We start from the raw sequence: 16,015 nt of genomic DNA on the forward strand, positions 1-16,015 counted from the left end.
CATGACATTTCCTCGTGTCGGTGGTCGGGTGTTGTCTTAGATCATGACCAGCATGGCGATGGAGCTCACCCGGGCAGCGGCCGCTGTCGTAGCGCTGGGCGGGTCCAGTGCTGAGTTCGCCGGTCTCTCCGATGCGGAGGTGCTCGCGGCGCGCGCCCCGATTGCCGCGTTGCTGCGGCTGAGTAACACGGTGGCGGCGTTGCTCGCGGGCACGATTGCGGAGCGGTCGCGGCCGCAGTTGGGCCAGTCCGGGTTGGCGGCACGCCACGGGTTTGGCAACCCGACGCTGATGGTGCAGCACGCCACCGGCCTCAGCCGCATTGAGGCCGGTCGGCTGCTGGCGGTCGGGGTGCTGATGAGTGAGACCGAGACAGCGGAGCGCGAGGGGGCGGCCGCCCGGGAGGCGGCGCGGGTCGCGCAGGCCGCGCAGGCCGCCGCGGATGCTGCGGCCGACGCGCAGCGGGCATCCGACTGGGCAGCGGCCCAGTGGGAGGCGCGGGAGGCCGATCGGGCCGCGGCATGGGCCGAGTTGTATCCGGGCCTGCCGCTGCCGGAGGGTCCACCCCGCCCCGTGCCGGTGGTCGCCGTGGCGCCGGTCGTCCCGCCCACACCGGTGCCGCCTCTGCCCCTGGTGCCGCCGGTGATCGTACCGTGGCAGGCGCCGATCGTGCACGCCGTCGCCGCCGGCACGTTCTCGCCCGGCGTCGGCGATGCCCTGCTGCGAGGCCTGGGCAGTCTGGATCAGGCGATCACCGCGGAGAAGCTTGGCGTCGCGCTGCGTGTGTTGCTGGTGGAGGCTCCGGGCCTGAACACGGAGCAGGCGTTCAAACGGGCCAGGCGGATGCGGGATGAATTGGATGCTGCGGGCATCCTCGCGCGGGAGAAGCAGGCCCGCGACGACACCCGGTGGTCGTTGTGGCGGCGGGCCGATGGCATGGTCACGCTGCATGCGTTGCTGCCGCCGGAGCAGGGCGAGCTGTGGATCGCCACCTACGACGCATTGACCAGCCCGCGGCGCGGTGGGGTGCGGTTCGTGGATCCGGAGCGGGCGGCGTGGGCGCGGAGCGTGAAGGATGACCCGCGTACCGTCGATCAGATCGCTGCGGATTCGTTCACCCAGCTGCTCAAGCTCGGCGCTGAGGCCGACCCAAACACCCTGTTCGGCGGACGCCGCCCGGTCGTGCAGATCATTGTCACCGACCACGACCGCCCCACCACCATCCCCGACCCCCGCGCGGCGGTACCCAGCGCGACCGCACCCACGCGGCCGCCTACTACCCCAACGGATGCTCCGGTCACGGCCGCCACGGCCACCACCGCCACGCAGCCTGCCGAGACTGCCGACACTGCCGAGGTCGCCGGAACCGCCGATCGCAGCGCGGCCACGCGGGCCCAGTCCACCGGGACGGCCGGGACGGCCACGATGGCCATGCCGAGCACGCAGCCTTCCCCGGCCGCGCCAGGAACGGGGGTGTTCGGCTATATCGAGGGCAATCCGGCTCCGGTGTCAGCGGAGACTATTGCCCGACATCTGTGTGACACGGGCTATCTGGGTATTCTGTTCGATCAAGCCGGGCAACCCCTCAACGTTGGCCGGGATGCACGCCTGTTCAACCGCGAGCAACGCCGCGCCCTCGCCGCGCGCGACGGCGGATGCCGCTGGCCCGGGTGTGACCAACCACCCTCGTGGAGTGAAGCTCACCACATTTAAAACTGGGTTGATCTGGGCTTTTCCAACATCGACCAGGCCATACTGCTCTGTGTTCTGCACCATTTGTTGCTGCACAACCGGCACTGGCGGGTCCTATTCCTCGACGAAACATACTGGCTGCAACCTCCGGTCGAGACTGATCCCGAGCGAACCCTGATTGCGCTGCCCAGCAAGAACCCGCTCATGCAGGAGCCGACGCTGCTCGAAGCGCCGCAGTAGCGTTACGCGGCGGCCAGCTCAGACCGGTCGCGTTGGACGATTGCGGTCGACAAGCTCAACCGACGAGATGGTTGGGCTCCGCACCTTGGGTCCCGACGGGGCGGGACGATCGAGGGGCTCTACCCGACGATCAGGCGGTGCGACCTACGTGCCGCCTCGGTGCTCGCCGCCGAGTCGGCGAGCACCGAGGCGGCGCGGCTGGCCATGATCGCATCCGCTGCCCGCACCAGCGCCAGGTGTGAGAGCGCCTGCGGAGTGTTGCCCATCTGGTGTCCGTTGGTCACGTCGTATTCTTCCGAGAGCAGCCCCACATCGTTCACGAAGCCGAGCAGGGTGTCCATGAGCGCGGTGGCGTCGTCAAGGCGTCCCGAGGCGGCGTATTGCTCGACCAACCAGAACGAGCAGGCCAGAAACGGATGCTCACCCGGCGGCAGGCCATCCACGGCGGCGCGCGTGCGATACCGCAGGAGCAGGCCATTGTGGCTGAGATCCGCCTCGATCGCGGCCACGGTGCCGAGCATGCGCGGATCAGTGGGCGCGCAGAAGCCGACCTGCGGGAGCACGAGGAGGGAGGCATCCACTTCGGTGCTGCCGTAGTACTGCACGTAGCTGTTTCGAATTACGTCAAAGCCGCGGCTCTCGATGTCGGCGCGCACCTCGTCACGCAGGGTCTTCCACCGGTCGAGCGGACCGTCGAGGCCGTACTTCTCGATGCCGCGCACCGCACGGTCGAAGGCGGCCCAGACCATCACCCGCGAGTGGGTGAACTCGCGGGCTTGACCGCGCACCTCCCAGATTCCCTGGTCGGCACGGCGCCAGTTTTTCTCGAGAAAGCCCATAAGGGCACGCTGCAGCGGCCAAGAGAACTCGTTCTCCTGCACCCCGGCCGCGCGGGCAGCGTGCAGGGCCACCATAACCTCGCCGATCACATCGGACTGAAACTGGTCGACTGCGCCGTTGCCGACCCGCACGGGGGAGGCGCCATCGTAGCCGGGCAGGCTGGTAAGTTCACGCTCGGGCAGATAGCGCTCGCCGGAGAGTCCGTACATGACCTGAACATCGCACGGATCGCCGGCAATGGCGCGCAGCAGCCAGGCCCGCCAGCCGTCGGCTTCCACCTCGTAGCCGTGGCTGAGCAGTACTTCGAGCGTGAGTGAGGCGTCGCGGAGCCAGACGTAGCGGTAGTCCCAGTTACGAGTGCCGCCGGCCTGCTCGGGCAGCGACGTCGTCGCCGCCGCCACGATGCCGCCGGTCTGCTCGTGGGTCAGGGCGCGCAGCACGAGCAGCGAGCGCACGACCTCGGCGCGCAGCGGCCCCTCGTGACTGCAACTCGACGCCCAGTTCTGCCACCAGGCGCAGGTCGAGGCGTGGACAGCGTCAATGTCGATGGCCGGCGGAACCTCGCGATGCGAGGGATACCAGGTCATCTGCGCGTCGACCGTCTCGTCGGCGGTGACCTCGAAGTGCGACACGTGGCGATGATCCGAGGCGCGTAGCTTGGGGCCGCGCACCACGATGGCGTCGGGGCCGGCGATCGCCACGAGGCCGCGCACCTTCTCGCCCTTCAGCTGCCGCACCCAGGGCACGGTCGTGGCGTAGCCGAAGCGAAATCGCAGGTCCTGGACCATCTGCACCGTGCCGCTGATGCCGCGCACGCGCCGCACCAGGTCGGCCCGACCGTCGCCGTGCGGCATGAAATCGAGCACCTCGACCTGGCCGGTAGCAGTGGTCCACACCGTCGAGAGCACGAAGGTGTCGCCCTGGTAGCTGCGCACGGCCGTGGCTGTCATATCGGCGGGGGCCAGTAGCCAGCGGCCGTGGTTCTCGTCACCGAGCAACGCGCCGAACAGCGAGGCGGAGTCGTAGCGCGGCAGGCAGAGCCAATCGATGCTCCCGTCGCGTCCGACGAGGCCCGCCGAGTGGCAGTCACTGATGAGCGCGTAGTCCTCGATATTGAGTGCCATCAGGCCATCCTGTCAGCAGCAGGGTGAGAATTCGCTCCGGATCGGCGCGGCGGGCAGCCGGATCAGGCGACCAAACGAGCCGAGGCGAGCGTTGCTGACGCCTTGTCGATCCAGGCAGCGGATGCCGCGGCCACCTCGGCATCGCTCGTCGGGGCCGGCACCGGCAACGCTGCGCCCGGTTCGCTCCAGTTGGTGATCGGCGCCGGAGTCCAGGACAGCGCGGTTGGCTCACCGCTGGTCTCACCGCGCAGTGCGGCTTGCTCGGTCGTAATGGCCTCGGTGAGCTCGGTCGCGATCTCCCTGGCTTTCAACCCGTGAAAGATGACCTCGGTGTCGTCCGAGCTGCGGGCTACCAGGGTCCAGGCGCCGTGCTCGCCGACCAGCGCACTGAGCTTGTCGTGCAGCAGCTCGAAGATTTGCTCGTCGCGCAATACCGGAGCCGGAGCGATACTCATCCCTGCGCTCGCGGCCAAACGTCGGCGTCGACGACCAAACATGACAAGCCCCTTCCAAACACACGATCACTCTGTTGCAGCCAGCAACAAACTTCTTCGTCCATTTTCGGTGACATAATGCCTGTGGGACGGTGGACACGCCGCAAAAGCGCGGAAGTCAGCTCGCAATCTTGCGTTTATTGGCATCTTCGATGACGGTGCCGACGGCGACAGCGGCGCTCAGAGCCCAGCCGAGCCACAGCATTACCAGGCGCCAATCCCGGGGGCCGTGCCGCGTGGCCTGCACGGTGTTCCAGCCGCCGGCAATCACGCCGATCATCGCACTATTGAATACGAACTTTCGCATGTGAACCTCCGGCATCAGGTTACCCGGGAATGGGCGCGGAACGGCTGGTAACCTTGGTAGGGCAACACAGGTGTGCACGTCGGGTGTGCCCGGAACGGATGATCCATTACTTCTTCAGCCGAATCCACACGGTCCCAGACTGACCTAGCAGCGCCCATCGTGCCCGTCGATACTCCGGCCGGCACCTACACGCTCGTCGTCGTCTCGAACCGCCTGCCGGTGGATTATGAGGAGGGTGCCGACGGCGCCGTCACCTGGCGTACGTCGCCCGGCGGGCTGGTCACCGCGCTCGAACCGCTGATGCGCTCTTCGCACGGAGCCTGGGTCGGCTGGCCGGGCGTCGCCGACCGCGACTTCGAACCGTTCGAGAACGACGGCATCTCCCTCGTACCGGTGCGGCTGAACGAAGCCGACATTGAGGACTACTACGAGGGCTTCTCCAACGACACCCTGTGGCCGCTGTACCACGACGTCATCGCGCCGCCGAGCTTTCACCGCGAGACCTGGGATGCCTACGTCGCGGTCAATCGCCGATTCGCGGCCGCCGCCGCAGCGGTGGCCGCCCCGGGTTCCACGGTCTGGGTGCACGACTACCAGCTGCAGCTCGTGCCGCGCATGCTGCGCGAAGCCCGCCCCGACCTGGTCATCGGATTCTTCAATCACATTCCATTTCCGCCATATGGCATATACGCGCAGCTGCCCTGGCGCAAACAGATCCTGCACGGCCTGCTCGGCGCCGACGTCATCGGCTTTCAACGGGGAGCGGATGCCGGCAACTTCTCCCAAGCGGTGCGTCGCCTCTACGGCTATCCCACCCGCGGCGTCGTCATCGACGTACCGACCGGCGAGAACGGCGACAGCCGACGCGTCATCGCCAAACACTTTCCGATCTCGATCGACGCGGCCGCCTACGAAGAACTCGCCCGGCGCCCCGAGATCCAGGCCCGCGCACGGCAGATTCGTGAAGACCTCGGCAACCCGAAAACCCTCATGCTCGGCGTCGACCGGCTCGACTACACCAAGGGCATCGGGCACCGCATCAAGGCCTTCGGAGAACTGCTCGCCGACGGACGCCTGAGCGTCGAAGATGTCACCCTGGTGCAGGTCGCCAGCCCGTCCCGCGAACGCGTCAGCACCTACATGGCCCTGCGCGACGAGATCGAACTCGCAGTCGGCCGCCTCAACGGTGATTTCTCCACCATCAGCCACACCGCCATCAGCTACCACCACCACAGTTACCCGCGCGAAGAAATGGTCGCGATGTACCTCGCCGCCGACGTGATGCTGGTCACAGCCCTGCGCGACGGCATGAACCTCGTCGCCAAAGAATACGTGGCCGTGCGCTTCGACGTGGACGGCGTTCTCGTTCTAAGCGAGTTCGCCGGCGCCGCTGACGAACTCAAACAGGCCATCCTGATCAACCCGCACGACATCGACGGCACCAAGGATGCGATCGTGCGCGCGGTCGAGATGCCCAAACGTGAGCGCACCAGACGTATGCGCGCGCTCCGCCGCAAGGTCGCCGAGAACGACGTCGCTGCCTGGTCGGCGTCGTTCCTGCGCGCGCTCACCGGGGGAGCGGCAGTACCGGCCGGAATCCCGGACGACCTCGATCAGGCGCTGCAGAGCATTGCCGGCGCCGAAAATCTGCTGATCGCCCTCGACTTCGACGGCACCCTCGCCCCCCACGTCGACCACCCCGAAGACGCCCGCGCCATCGCCGGCACCCGGGAAGCAGTGCAGGCCCTCCTCGACCTGCCGGGCGTGCGCGTCGCGTTCGTTTCCGGCCGGGCACTGGTCAGCCTGCAACACGTCGCCCAGCCGCAGAGCGCGGTGCTGCTCACCGGCTCGCACGGCATCGAGGTGCAGCTGGACACCCCCGAGATCGAGCTCAACCTGCTCTCCACCGAACTCGAGCAACTCGACACCCTCGCCCGGGTGCTCGAAACCATCTCCGGGTCCATTGCCGGCACCACGATTGAACGCAAGCCCGCCGGCCTGGCCTTGCACACCCGCCTGGCCACCGAGAAAGACGGCCAGACCGCGCAGGGTCAGGCGCGCGACCAACTCGGTGACCAGCTGCCAGGGCTGACCATTCGAGAAGGCAAGAACGTGCTGGAATTCTCGGTGCGCTCCAGCACCAAGGGTGATGCCCTCGCGAAACTGCGCGATTACACCGGCGCCGACCGAGTGTTCTACGCCGGCGACGACGTGACCGACGAGGATGCCTTCGCCGCCCTCGACGAGGATGACGTCGGTCTCAAAATCGGTCAGGGCGCAACCCTCGCCGGCTACCGGGTGCGCAGCCCGCAGGAGGTCACCCAGGTTCTGGTGCGCATCGCCGCATTGCGCTCTGGCCGTTCGCTCTGACCGGGCCCGCCAAGGTTCTAGACTCGGAAGCATGTCTGAGATCGATGTGAAACCCCGTAGCCGCGACGTCACCGATGGGATCGAGGCCACCACCTCCCGTGGCATGCTCCGTGCTGTCGGCATGGGCGACGCTGACTGGGACAAGCCCCAGATCGGTATTGCGAGCTCCTGGAACGAGATCACACCCTGCAATCTCTCGCTGGACCGCCTAGCCCAGGCCGCTAAAGAGGGCGTGCATTCCGGCGGCGGCTACCCGCTGCAGTTCGGCACCATCTCCGTCTCCGACGGCATCTCCATGGGGCACGAAGGAATGCACTTCTCCCTCGTCTCCCGTGAAGTCATCGCGGACTCCGTCGAGGTCGTCATGCAGGCCGAACGCCTCGACGGCAGCGTACTGCTGGCCGGCTGCGACAAGTCCCTGCCCGGCATGCTCATGGCCGCCGCCCGCCTCGACCTCGCGAGCGTGTTCCTCTACGCCGGATCGATCGCCCCGGGGTGGGTCAAGCTCAGCGACGGCACCGAAAAAGACATCACCATCATCGACTCGTTCGAAGCCGTCGGCGCAGTGAAGGCCGGGCGAATGAGTGAAGCGGATGCCAAACGCATCGAGTGCGCGTTCGCTCCGGGTGAGGGCGCCTGCGGCGGCATGTACACCGCCAACACCATGGCGAGCGTCGCTGAGGCCCTCGGAATGAGCCTGCCGGGGTCGGCGAGCCCGGCATCCGCTGATCGTCGCCGCGACTACTTCGCCCGCCGCTCCGGCGAAGCCGTCGTCAACATGCTGCGCCTCGGCATCACCGCCCGCGACATTCTTACCCGCAAGGCGTTCGAGAACGCCATCGCCGTGGCCATGGCCTTCGGCGGATCCACTAACGTCGTGCTGCACCTGCTCGCCATCGCCCGCGAGGCCGAGGTCGAGCTCACCCTCGACGACTTCAACCGCATCGGCGACAAGGTTCCGCACATCGGCGACCTCAAGCCCTTCGGCAAGTACGTCATGAACGACGTCGACCGTCAGGGCGGCGTTCCCGTCGTCATGCGCGCGCTCCTTGAAGCTGGCCTGATTCACGGCGACGCGCTCACCGTCACCGGCAAGACCGTGGCCGAGAACCTTGCCGAGATCGACCCGCCCGACCTCGACGGCGAGGTGCTGCGCACCCTTGACAACCCCATTCACAAGAGCGGTGGCATCACCATCCTCAAGGGCACGTTCGCCCCCGAGGGGGCTGTGGTGAAGACCGCCGGATTTGACGCGACCGTGTTCGAAGGACCGGCTCGGGTGTTCGAGCGGGAACGCGGCGCGATGGACGCGCTTACCGACGGCAAAATCTACAAGGGTGACGTGGTCATCATCCGCTATGAAGGACCCAAGGGTGGGCCGGGTATGCGCGAGATGCTGTCGATCACGGCCGCCATCAAGGGCGCGGGCCTCGGCTCCGATGTACTACTATTAACGGACGGTCGATTCTCAGGCGGCACAACCGGACTGTGTATCGGCCACATAGCACCCGAAGCGGTGGACGCAGGTCCAATCGCCTTCGTGCGCGATGGGGATCTGATACGGGTCGATATCGCAGCTCGCACGCTGGACCTACTGGTCGCACCTGCAGAGCTGGCAGCTCGCCGAGAAGGCTGGGAGCCTCTTCCCCCGCGCTACACCCGTGGCGTACTTGCAAAGTACGCCAAGCTCGTGCACTCCGCCGCTGAAGGCGCCATCACGGGGTAACAACTCGTACCGGCTAGCCCGGGTGCCCGGTGGGCACATTGTTAGATGTCGAAACGACCGATTTCGAAGTAGGGATTCAACGATCATGACCACGGAAACCAGTCCCGTGCCCTCGGCCCCCGCTTCTGCGGAGCCGGAAATGCTCACCGGCTCGGGCGCGATCATTCGCACCCTCGAACTGCTCGGCGTCACTGACGTCTTCGGTATCCCCGGCGGCGCCGTTATTCCGCTCTATGACGAGCTCATGACCCAGACCAAAATTCGCCACATTCTGGTGCGGCACGAACAGGGTGCCGGCCACGCAGCCGAGGGCTACGCCTCTGCCACCGGTCGCGTCGGCGTCGCCATCGCCACGAGCGGTCCGGGCGCCACCAACCTCGTCACCGCCATAGCGGATGCCTACATGGACTCGGTTCCGTTGCTCGCGATCACCGGCCAGGTCTTCTCCACCTCGATGGGAACGGACGCCTTCCAGGAGGCCGACATCATTGGCATCACCATGCCGATCACGAAGCACTCCTTCTTGGCCCGTACCGCGGAAGAGATTCCGGCCGCGATCGCTTCGGCCTATCACATCGCATCGACCGGCCGCCCCGGCCCGGTGCTCGTGGACATCACCAAGGACGCGCAGCAAAACCTCGCGCCGTTCATCTGGCCGCCCAAACTCGACCTGCCCGGATACCGGCCGATCGTGAAGGCCCACGGCAAGCAGGTGCAGGCGGCAGCCCAGCTGCTGCTCGCCGCGAAGAAGCCCGTGCTGTACGTGGGCGGCGGTGTCATTCGCGCCCACGCATCCGCTGAACTGCTCGCGCTGGCTGAGGCGACCGGTGCACCCGTCGTAACCACCCTCATGGCCCGTGGTGCCTTCCCCGACTCGCACCCGCAGCACCTCGGCATGCCGGGCATGCACGGCACGGTTCCGGCCGTGCTCTCGCTGCAGGAAAGTGACCTCATCATTTCGCTCGGAGCACGCTTCGACGACCGGGTGACCGGAAAGATCAGCGAATTCGCGCCCAACGCGAAGATCGTGCACGTTGACGTCGACCCGGCGGAGATCTCCAAGATCCGCCTGGCCGATGTACCCATCGTCGGTGATGCCAAGGACGTCATTGCTGACCTGACTTTGGCCTGGGCCGACGCCGCCCAGGGGACTGCCGCCGACACGACCGAGTGGTGGACCTATCTGCACGGCCTGAAGGAGGAGTTCCCGCTCGGTTTCACCGAACCGACCGACGGACTGCTGGCCCCGCAGTATGTGATCCAGCGCATCGGTGAGCTCACCGGCCCCGAAGCCGTGTATGCGGCCGGCGTCGGCCAGCACCAGATGTGGGCGGCGCAGTACATCAAGTACGAACGCCCCAACTCCTGGCTCAACTCCGGCGGCGCCGGCACCATGGGCTATTCCGTGCCCGCGGCCATGGGTGCCAAGGTCGCCGAACCCGACCGTGTGGTCTGGTCGATCGACGGTGACGGCTGCTTCCAGATGACTAACCAGGAACTCGCGACCTGCACCATCAACAAGATTCCGATCAAGGTCGCGATCATCAACAACTCCTCGCTCGGCATGGTGCGCCAGTGGCAGTCGCTGTTCTACGACGGACGTCACTCATTCACCGACCTCAACACCGGTCACGGCACCGCCATGGTGCCGGACTTCGTCAAAATGGCGGATGCCTATGGCGCGCTCGGCATTCGCGTCACCAGCAAGGACCAGGTTGATGACGCCATCAAACTGGCCCTCGCCACCAACGACCGCCCGGTCGTGATCGACTTCATCGTGAGCCCCGGCGCCATGGTCTGGCCGATGGTTCCGCAGGGAGTCAGCAACAGCTTCGTGCAGTACGCCAAAGATCACGCACCGACCTGGGGAGAAGAATAACCGTGACGAGCCACGTTCTGAGTCTGCTCGTCGAGGACAAGCCCGGCCTGCTCACGCGCGTCGCCGGCCTGTTCGCGCGCCGCGGCTTCAACATTGAAAGCCTCGCCGTGGGCCACAGCGAGATCCCCAGCCTGTCCCGCATCACGATTCTGGTCGACGTCGAAGACATACCGCTCGAGCAGGTGACCAAGCAGCTGAACAAGCTGATCAACGTCATCAAGATTGTCGAGCTCGACCCGGCCCAGTCGGTGCAGCGCGAACACCTCCTGATCAAGGTCAAGGTCGACAACACCACCCGTTCTCAGGTACTCGAAGCCGTGAATCTGTTCCGAGCCCGCGTCGTCGACGTTTCAACGGATGCCGTCGTGATCGAGGTCACCGGCGACAGCGGAAAGACGCAGGCGTTGCTGCGCGTGCTCGAGCCGTTCGGCATTCGCGAGCTCGCGCAGTCGGGCCTGCTCGCCATCGGCCGCGGTAGCAAGTCGATCACCGAGCGCGTCTTCAAAAACTAACGTTTTCAGCTTTTTCTAACAATCAATTCACGAGGAGAGATACACATTGTCTGAGATTTTCTACGACAAAGACGCCGACCTGTCGATCATTCAGGGCAAGAAGGTGGCCGTCATCGGCTACGGCTCGCAGGGTCACGCCCACGCACAGAACCTGCGCGACTCCGGCGTTGAGGTCAAGATCGGCCTGAAGGACGGCTCCAAGAGCAAGGCCAAGGCCGAAGAAGCTGGCTTCACCGTGCTCTCCACGGCGGATGCCGCTGCCTGGGCCGACGTCATCGTCATCCTCGCCCCCGACCAGGTGCAGCGTCACCTCTACAAGGACGACGTCCTTCCGAACCTGACCGCCGGTAAGGCGCTCGTCTTCGGTCACGGCTTCAACATCCGTTTCGGCTACATCACGGCTCCCGACGGCGTCGACGTCGTCATGGTTGCCCCCAAGGGACCCGGCCACACTGTGCGCCGCGAATTCGAAGCCGGTCGCGGCGTTCCCGTGATCGTCGCCGTCGAGAAGGATGCCTCTGGTAACGCCTGGCCGCTCACCCTGAGCTACGCCAAGGCGATCGGTGGCCTGCGCGCCGCCGGTATCAAGACCACCTTCACCGAAGAAACCGAAACCGACCTGTTCGGCGAGCAGGCCGTGCTCTGCGGTGGTACCTCACAACTGATCCAGTACGGCTTCGAGGTTCTCACCGAAGCCGGCTACCAGCCGCAGGTCGCCTACTTCGAGGTGCTGCACGAGCTCAAGCTCATCGTCGACCTCATGTGGGAGGGCGGCATCGCCAAGCAGCGTTGGAGTGTCTCCGACACTGCCGAGTACGGCGACTACGTCTCCGGCCCGCGCGTCATCGACCCGAGCGTCAAGGAGAACATGAAGGCCGTTCTCGCCGACATTCAGAGCGGCGCGTTCGCCGAACGTTTCATTGCCGACCAGGACAACGGCGGCGTGGAATTCCTCGCCCTGCGCAAGAAGGGCGAAGAGCACCCGATCGAGGCCACCGGCCGCAGCCTGCGCAAGCTGTTCGCGTGGAACGCGTCGAACGACGACGACTACACCGACGGATCCGTGTCGCGCTAGCGGTTTCCGCTTAACTGCATCACGAAGGGGCCCTCGTTCGCGAGGGTCCCTTCGTGCGTTCACAACGAAAGACTGGTCGGTATGGCAATTCCCGGCACCAGCACCCGCCGGTTGCGTGTGGTGCGGCATAGCCTGACGACCGTCGCCATGGTCGGTGTCGTGCTGTATGCGCTCATCGACGTGGTGCTGCAGTTTTTGCCGCCGCATTACAGCCCGATCAGCGACGCCGAGAGCAATCTCGCCGTCGGCCCGTACGGCTGGATCATGAACCTCAACTTTCTCGGCCGCGCCGTGTTCTGCGTTGCCGTCGTCGTCGCGATTGCCCTGACCGCGCGGGCCCTGTTGCCCCGGCGTCGGGACGTACTACTCGGTCTGGGCCTCGCGCTGCTGCTCATCGGGGGAGCCAGCTCGGCGGTACTCGCCGTCTTTCCGACCGACGTCAGCGCTTCCCACGAGAGCACCCTGCAGACCTCGACCACGGTCGGCGTCATTCATCTCGCCGTCGCATCCTTCGGCTTCGTCACGGCGCTCATCGCTATCGGGCTGCTGACGATCTGGCTGCGGGTTCGAGGCCTGCTGCCGAGGGTGCTGCCCTGGGCGATTGCGTTCTCTGCGATCACCCTGGCCGGGCTGTTGCTGGTCGTCGCGGCCAGTGTCTGGCTGCCCGGCATCGTCGGTCTCGCCGAACGTGTGGCCCTGGTCGGGATTCTGGGGTGGACCTTTTCGGTGAGCGCCGGCATCCGTCGCCGGCCAAACCGTCAGCATCGGCAGCAACCGGATACTCTGGAAAAATGAATGCCACACGCGACGACGATGCGCTGAACTGGGCCGGCGACGACGACCCGACCCTGGTGCCGACGGGAAGCGGTCGGGCCGCGCCCGAACCAACCGGCCTACCGGAGGGATGGACTATCCCAGAGCAGTCAGTGTCAGCCCAGCGAGCGGTCGAAACCGAGCCGGCCGATGCTGGCACTGAATCGGATGCCGAACCGGATGCCGAACCGCAGAGCGCAGCGGTCAGTTCGGTCGCCCTCGTCGGCATGGGCATTCTCGCCGGCATGTACCTGCTGTACACGATCGGCTGGTTCATTGGAGTCGCTCGCATCGAGAAGCCGATCAGCGACCCGGTCGCCGAATTTATGTTCTCCCTCGGCGCCTGGCTCGCCGTGGCAGCGCCGCTGGTTTGGTTCGGGGGCACCTTCTGGCTCACCACGAGCCGTCCGCGGGCCCGACTGGTCTGGCTTCTGATCGGCGTCGTCGTTCTCGCCCCACTGCCCTTCATTATCGGATCAGGAGCGGGATCATGAGTGACACAGACGAGCGCACCGGCGACGCGACCACAGCCATCCGTCGTCGACCGCCGCGCTGGCTGCTGCTCGCGATCGCGATCTTCTTCGGGCTGTTCTATGCCTACGACGTGTGGGAAGCCATCGGCAACCTGGCCCTGCTCAACCTGCTGGCGCAGTCACTCGACACCCAGCTGAGCGCTTTCGGCTGGACCGTGCTGATTTTCGCGGTGATCCTGCCGATTCTGGTCTACGCGCTGGCCTACTGGCTCGGACGTAACCGGGCTTTCGGCGTGCAGGCCCTGACCCTGTTGGTCGGGCTCTGCGCGGTTGCCGCTGTATCGCTGGACCTCGGTGCCGTATTCAGCCTGGCCCGATTGATCGTCTAGTCAGAGCACCGCGAGAACGATCAGGATCATCAGCACCAGCTGGGCGATGAGCCGGGGGACGAACGGAATCGCCACCCGCCCAAAGCGCTTCGGATGGCGCGCAGCGTAGGCGTTGGCCGGAAACACCGCAGCCAGAAAGAGCACCAGCGCCCCGGCCGCGAGCACCCTGGTCGAGGGAACGAGCAGGCCAACGCCGCCGACAATCTCGCACACTCCGGTGAACAGTACGAGATTGACCGGGCTGGCCAAACCATCCCGGCGTAGGCGCGGCGGAATCATTGCCGCCATGGTGCGCTTGACCGCCGGTAGAAAATGGGTGACTCCGGCGCCGATGAGTACCACGGCGAGAATCACGCGCAGAACCAGTTGGAGTCCGTCTATTACGTCGCTGCTCATTGGTCTATTGTGCAGCCGGTAGGGTGGAAATCGAGTAGCGCCCTTTGTCGCGCCGCCGACACTTGCAATCTAAGGATCCGATTTTATTGTCGAAGCCCGTCGTCCTGATCGCCGAAGAACTTTCCCCCGCCACCGTTGATGCCCTCGGGCCCGACTTTGACATTCACCACGTCGACGGTACGGATCGCTCCGCGCTGTTCGCCGAGCTTGCCACCGCGCAGGCAGTTTTGGTGCGCTCAGCCACCAAAATGGATGCCGAAGCCATCAAAGCGTCGCCCTTTCTGAAGGTCATCGCCCGCGCCGGCGTCGGCCTGGACAACGTTGACATCAAGGCCGCCACCGCAGCCGGTGTCATGGTCGTCAACGCACCAACCTCCAACATCATCTCGGCCGCCGAGCTGACCGTGGGTCACATCCTGAGCTTGGCCCGGCACATTCCGGCCGCGTCAGGCGCCCTCGCCGACGGAGCCTGGAAGCGCTCCAAGTACACCGGCGTCGAGCTCTACGAAAAGACCATCGGCATCATCGGCCTCGGCCGTATCGGTGCGCTCATCACCGCCCGCATGCAGGCGTTCGGTACCAACGTCATCGCCTACGACCCCTACATCACCTCGGCCCGCGCCCAGCAGCTCGGCGTGACCCCGGTCACCCTCGACGAACTGCTCGCCCAGTCCGACTTCGTCACGATCCACATGCCGAAGACCCCCGAGACCACCGGCATGATCGGTGCCGCCCAGCTGGGGCTGATGAAGCCCACCGCGTTCGTCGTCAACGTCGCCCGCGGCGGACTCATCGACGAAGACGCACTGCACGAAGCCCTCGTCGCCGGCACCATCGCCGGCGCCGGCCTCGACGTGTTTGTCAACGAACCGCCGACCGGTTCGCCGCTGCTCGGACTCGACAACATCATTACCACCCCGCACCTCGGCGCTTCGACCGACGAAGCGCAGGAAAAGGCCGGCGTCTCCGTCGCCAAGTCCGTGCGCCTCGCGCTCTCCGGCGAACTCGTTCCCGACGCGGTCAACGTGGCCGGCGGCGTCATCGACCCCTACGTGCGCCCCGGCATCCCGCTGGTCGAGAAGCTCGGCCAGGTGTTCTCCGGCCTCGCCGCGCACAGCCCGCTCACGAGCGTCGACATCGAGGTGCGCGGCGAACTCGTCGAGTACGACGTCAGCGTGCTCAAGCTCGCTGCGCTCAAGGGCATCTTCACGAACGTGGTCAGCGAAACCGTCTCGTACGTCAACGCACCGCTGCTGGCCGAGCAGCGCGGTGTCACGGTGCGCATGCTCACCGACGCCGAATCGCCCGAGTACCGCAACGTGATCACGCTGCGTGGTGCCCTCGCCGATGGTTCGCAGGTCTCCGTCTCGGGTACCCTCACGGGCACCAAGCAGATCGAGAAGATCGTCGAGATCAACGGCTACGACGTGGAGGTTCCCTTCGCCAAGAACCTCATCGTCATGCTCTACGCCGACCGCCCGGGAATCGTCGCCGTGTACGGTCGCGAATTCGGCGAGGCTAACATCAACATCGCCGGCATGCAGATCGCCCGTCACGTGGCCGGCGGCAAGGCGCTCAGCGTGCTGACCGTCGACTCCGAGGTTCCGGCCGGACTGCTCACCGCGGTGCGCGCCGCGATCGACGCCGAGATCGTGGTGGCGATCGACCTCACCGAATAGGCCTGTTT

At 65.9% G+C, this 16,015-nt stretch carries 15 protein-coding genes; 11 read left to right on the forward strand and 4 right to left on the reverse strand.

The annotated features are described in order from the left end of the window. Positions 1 to 43: 43 nt before the first annotated feature. Positions 44 to 1,711 carry an HNH endonuclease signature motif containing protein gene (locus CXY77_RS14215; RefSeq protein WP_158252840.1) on the forward strand — a complete coding sequence of 556 codons (1,668 nt, stop codon included), beginning with the start codon at positions 44 to 46 and terminating at the stop codon, positions 1,709 to 1,711. Positions 1,712 to 1,777: 66 nt separating this feature from the next. Continuing rightward, positions 1,778 to 1,930, forward strand: a complete 153-nt coding sequence (locus CXY77_RS20185) for a hypothetical protein (RefSeq protein ID WP_158252841.1) — start codon at positions 1,778 to 1,780, stop codon at positions 1,928 to 1,930. Positions 1,931 to 2,049: 119 nt separating this feature from the next. On the opposite strand, the gene CXY77_RS14220 is transcribed toward CXY77_RS20185, so the two are convergent. The 3 genes from CXY77_RS14220 to CXY77_RS14230 form a co-directional block, all read right to left on the reverse strand. Next, the gene (locus tag CXY77_RS14220; protein WP_104130279.1) at positions 2,050 to 3,894 is read right to left on the reverse strand and encodes a glycoside hydrolase family 15 protein; all 1,845 of its coding nucleotides are present in this window, start codon (positions 3,892 to 3,894) and stop codon (positions 2,050 to 2,052) included. A gap of 62 nt (positions 3,895 to 3,956) precedes the next feature. Then, positions 3,957 to 4,349: a hypothetical protein gene (locus CXY77_RS14225; RefSeq protein WP_104087846.1), complete on the reverse strand. Its 393-nt coding sequence runs from the start codon at positions 4,347 to 4,349 to the stop codon at positions 3,957 to 3,959. A 157-nt stretch (positions 4,350 to 4,506) separates the two neighbouring features. Beyond that, positions 4,507 to 4,695, reverse strand: a complete 189-nt coding sequence (locus tag CXY77_RS14230) for a hypothetical protein (RefSeq protein ID WP_092341404.1) — start codon at positions 4,693 to 4,695, stop codon at positions 4,507 to 4,509. Positions 4,696 to 4,854: 159 nt separating this feature from the next. Between CXY77_RS14230 and CXY77_RS14235 the strand changes: the two genes are divergently transcribed. From CXY77_RS14235 to CXY77_RS14270, 8 genes are all read left to right on the forward strand, one after another. Beyond that, positions 4,855 to 7,065 (forward strand): bifunctional alpha,alpha-trehalose-phosphate synthase (UDP-forming)/trehalose-phosphatase, encoded by a 2,211-nt coding sequence (locus CXY77_RS14235; RefSeq protein ID WP_233197416.1) that lies wholly within the window; start codon positions 4,855 to 4,857, stop codon positions 7,063 to 7,065. A gap of 31 nt (positions 7,066 to 7,096) precedes the next feature. Then, positions 7,097 to 8,791, forward strand: coding sequence for a dihydroxy-acid dehydratase (gene ilvD / locus CXY77_RS14240; protein ID WP_092341406.1), 1,695 nt, complete (start codon positions 7,097 to 7,099; stop codon positions 8,789 to 8,791). Positions 8,792 to 8,876: 85 nt separating this feature from the next. Next, positions 8,877 to 10,670 carry an acetolactate synthase large subunit gene (locus tag CXY77_RS14245; protein ID WP_092341407.1) on the forward strand — a complete coding sequence of 598 codons (1,794 nt, stop codon included), beginning with the start codon at positions 8,877 to 8,879 and terminating at the stop codon, positions 10,668 to 10,670. Positions 10,671 to 10,672: 2 nt separating this feature from the next. Continuing rightward, complete coding sequence (ilvN, locus tag CXY77_RS14250; RefSeq protein WP_166792332.1) at positions 10,673 to 11,182, forward strand: acetolactate synthase small subunit; 510 nt, start codon at positions 10,673 to 10,675, stop codon at positions 11,180 to 11,182. A gap of 46 nt (positions 11,183 to 11,228) precedes the next feature. Further along, positions 11,229 to 12,257 (forward strand): ketol-acid reductoisomerase, encoded by a 1,029-nt coding sequence (gene ilvC / locus CXY77_RS14255; protein WP_092341409.1) that lies wholly within the window; start codon positions 11,229 to 11,231, stop codon positions 12,255 to 12,257. An 81-nt stretch (positions 12,258 to 12,338) separates the two neighbouring features. After that, positions 12,339 to 13,052: a DUF998 domain-containing protein gene (locus tag CXY77_RS14260; RefSeq protein WP_104130280.1), complete on the forward strand. Its 714-nt coding sequence runs from the start codon at positions 12,339 to 12,341 to the stop codon at positions 13,050 to 13,052. Continuing rightward, positions 13,049 to 13,564 carry a DNA polymerase III subunit gamma/tau gene (locus CXY77_RS14265; RefSeq protein WP_104130281.1) on the forward strand — a complete coding sequence of 172 codons (516 nt, stop codon included), beginning with the start codon at positions 13,049 to 13,051 and terminating at the stop codon, positions 13,562 to 13,564. The genes CXY77_RS14260 and CXY77_RS14265 overlap by 4 nt, the downstream gene beginning before the upstream one ends. Next, positions 13,561 to 13,932, forward strand: coding sequence for a bacitracin resistance protein (locus tag CXY77_RS14270; protein WP_104130282.1), 372 nt, complete (start codon positions 13,561 to 13,563; stop codon positions 13,930 to 13,932). Before CXY77_RS14265 ends, CXY77_RS14270 begins: the two co-directional genes overlap by 4 nt. Here CXY77_RS14270 and CXY77_RS14275 read toward each other — a convergent pair whose 3' ends face one another. Continuing rightward, entirely contained in the window at positions 13,933 to 14,328 is a 396-nt protein-coding gene (locus CXY77_RS14275) for a DoxX family membrane protein (protein WP_092341413.1), read from the reverse strand. Between the two features lie 86 nt (positions 14,329 to 14,414). Here CXY77_RS14275 and serA point away from each other — a divergent pair, with 86 nt between their 5' ends. Next, a complete protein-coding gene (gene serA / locus CXY77_RS14280) occupies positions 14,415 to 16,007 on the forward strand; it encodes a phosphoglycerate dehydrogenase (RefSeq protein ID WP_104130283.1) in 1,593 nt (530 codons plus the stop codon). Positions 16,008 to 16,015: the final 8 nt, after the last annotated feature.

This window comes from Cryobacterium sp. N21, from assembly GCF_002929575.1.
In the GTDB taxonomy this organism is placed as follows: Bacteria; Actinomycetota; Actinomycetes; order Actinomycetales; family Microbacteriaceae; genus Cryobacterium; species Cryobacterium flavum.

Bases quoted from the DNA above. Each gene is read 5' to 3' on its own strand.
- CXY77_RS14215 (WP_158252840.1), top strand. From the start codon at position 44: ATGACCAGCATGGCGATGGAGCTCACCCGGGCAGCGGCCGCTGTCGTA.
- CXY77_RS14275 (WP_092341413.1), bottom strand. From the start codon at position 14,328: ATGAGCAGCGACGTAATAGACGGACTCCAACTGGTTCTGCGCGTGATT.
- CXY77_RS14260 (WP_104130280.1), top strand. From the start codon at position 12,339: ATGGCAATTCCCGGCACCAGCACCCGCCGGTTGCGTGTGGTGCGGCAT.
- CXY77_RS14245 (WP_092341407.1), top strand. From the start codon at position 8,877: ATGACCACGGAAACCAGTCCCGTGCCCTCGGCCCCCGCTTCTGCGGAG.
- CXY77_RS14265 (WP_104130281.1), top strand. From the start codon at position 13,049: ATGAATGCCACACGCGACGACGATGCGCTGAACTGGGCCGGCGACGAC.
- CXY77_RS14225 (WP_104087846.1), bottom strand. From the start codon at position 4,349: ATGAGTATCGCTCCGGCTCCGGTATTGCGCGACGAGCAAATCTTCGAG.
- ilvD (WP_092341406.1), top strand. From the start codon at position 7,097: ATGTCTGAGATCGATGTGAAACCCCGTAGCCGCGACGTCACCGATGGG.
- CXY77_RS14230 (WP_092341404.1), bottom strand. From the start codon at position 4,695: ATGCGAAAGTTCGTATTCAATAGTGCGATGATCGGCGTGATTGCCGGC.
- CXY77_RS14220 (WP_104130279.1), bottom strand. From the start codon at position 3,894: ATGGCACTCAATATCGAGGACTACGCGCTCATCAGTGACTGCCACTCG.
- CXY77_RS14270 (WP_104130282.1), top strand. From the start codon at position 13,561: ATGAGTGACACAGACGAGCGCACCGGCGACGCGACCACAGCCATCCGT.